Source organism: Bacillus sp. JJ864 (assembly GCF_036963045.1).
GTDB classification, from domain to species: domain Bacteria; phylum Bacillota; class Bacilli; order Bacillales; family Bacillaceae_G; genus Bacillus_A; species Bacillus_A pseudomycoides_C.
On record NZ_JBALLY010000134.1, the window covers coordinates 358 to 2,481 of the forward strand.

General features: G+C 29.8%; 1 protein-coding gene and 2 pseudogenes. All 3 read right to left on the reverse strand.

Annotated elements, in window-relative coordinates; all coding sequences use genetic code 11:
* A pseudogene (locus tag V7024_RS18955) lies at positions 1–293 on the reverse strand (two-component sensor histidine kinase); the annotation flags it as partial.
* Positions 290–961: a response regulator transcription factor gene (locus tag V7024_RS18960; protein ID WP_335522710.1), complete on the reverse strand. Its 672-nt coding sequence runs from the start codon at positions 959–961 to the stop codon at positions 290–292. The pseudogene V7024_RS18955 and the gene V7024_RS18960, both read right to left, overlap by 4 nt.
* A gap of 11 nt (positions 962–972) precedes the next feature.
* Positions 973–1,957 (reverse strand): annotated as a pseudogene (locus V7024_RS18965) (alpha/beta fold hydrolase).
* Between the last annotated feature and the right edge of the window lie 167 nt (positions 1,958–2,124).

Genomic DNA, 2,124 nt, shown 5'->3' on the forward strand with positions numbered 1-2,124 from the left:
GGGAGCTTTTTATCGCTAGCTAAATGTCGAATCGTTTTATTTAATATATTTATTTTATTTAATAGCGAGTTAATTGATTTCGAGAATAAAAAGGCTAACAATAATAGTGATATAAAAAAGATAACTAGCATTGTAGGATATGCAAATGATTCATGAAAAGGAATGTGTTTGTTCTTCGCTTTAAAGACACTATCATAGATAACTGACATAAGGACACTAATCAATAGCAATAACAATGGTACGCTACTAATAGCGGAAAATAATAATATCTGGTATTTCTTCTTTAATTTCATTTCTTCATATAGGTATTTAATCGATACCCTTCTCCATATATATTTTGAATAATTTCCCCGTTTTTATCATTAATTTTTGTTCTAATTTTTTTTATATGTACATTCACGATATTTGGATTTCGATCTTCAAGTTGCCATAAGTAATCAAAAAAATGTTCTTTCGTTAAAATCCTATCCTTATTTTCATATAAATAAAAGAATATTTTACGCTCAATCGCGGTAAATACAACTTCATTATGCAAGCTATTTTTGAAAACCTTTTTATGTTCTGCATCGATATATACATGTTTGATTTGTGTAAAAGTACCATATTGATTATCTAGCATTTTCTGCATCCTTAATAACAACTCTCGAGGATCAAAAGGCTTTATCATATAATCTTCCCCGATTGTCAATCCTTGGAGTTTGCTATCTATATCACTTCGAGCAGATAGAAAAATAACTGGAATATTTAATCCGAGATTTTTTATTTTCTTTGTAATTTGATAGCCATCTTCACCTGGCAACATAATATCCATTATGACTAAATCTATCTCATGGATGATTTCATTAATATTCTCCCCCTCTTTCTGCCAACATACATTGTACCCCTCGCGTTGCAAAATTTTTTGCAATAAATCACCAATCATCAAATCATCTTCAACTATTAAAATATGATATCCATTCATTATGCAAACCTTCATTTCACTTTTTTGTTGATAAATTCCTTAGAAAGCTTATATATCTCATCAGCCTGATGTAAATAAATGCTGTGCGTCCCCCTCAATTTTATAACATCTGCTATTTCAAGTTGTTCTGCAAATTCTTGATAATCTTTATAATGTTGTTTTGTATATCTCGAGTTTTTATCTTGATCTGCAACTGCATCTAAAAATAATATAGGTGTTTCTTTTGGTATCGGAAGGTTAACGGATTTTTTACTGTTTTCGTAAGAATGTAAGAGCTCTTGTTTCATATCATCATTAAAAAACTGTTTATACGATATTGCTTTATAAATTTCTTTTTCATGTTTAGTTAAAAAAGATTGTCGAATCACTTCAGGATTATAAGTAGTAGAAGGTAGAAGCCGATGAATACCCATTTTTGTTAAGATATTTATTCCTCTTATTTTTAATGTTGACTTATCCACTTCGCTTTTATATTTCACATACTGCTGAGGTAAACCAATATCTAACGCAATAACCCCCTTGATTTCCTCCGGATATTTTTGTGCCCAATAAATAGCTTCTATTCCCGATATTGAATGCGGAACTAAAATATAAGGAGGTTTATTTCCACTTTTAATAAGTACTTCTCTCGTTTGATCTAATATTTTATCAATATCCCTTCCATCGTTAAAAACATCACTGTTCCCATAACCCGCTCTTTCTACTACAGCAATCTTATCTTCTTTTGAAAACTTACTATATACTTCTTTCATTTCATAAACAGGAGCAGCGATCCCAGAACCAGACATAAATACATATGTATCCTCACCACTACCTTCATTAATATACATTCATTTTTTTGTTATTAAAATTAACTAACGTTCTCTTACTTTCAATTAACGCTAATTCCTTGTTTAATTGGTAGTTATGGTATATACATACAGATACTGATACAAGTAAAATAACCGCAATGAACGCAACAAATATATTTTTTACTACTTTACACAATTTTCTCATAGAATTCTCCTTTCAAGCTATATTGAAAGGATACGAGATAAAAATAAATTTCTAATAAATTTTTATCTATATTTTTTTAACATATGCTGCTATGCAGAATAAAACATAACCCATACTCGTCTTCTCCTTTTATTTTAACCTTGCCTGTGGGTAGAAAAAGGCCCTGA

What these genes read in the sequence shown, in the direction of transcription:
- V7024_RS18960 (WP_335522710.1), bottom strand. Translation starts at nt 961, where the DNA reads ATGAATGGATATCATATTTTAATAGTTGAAGATGATTTGATGATTGGT.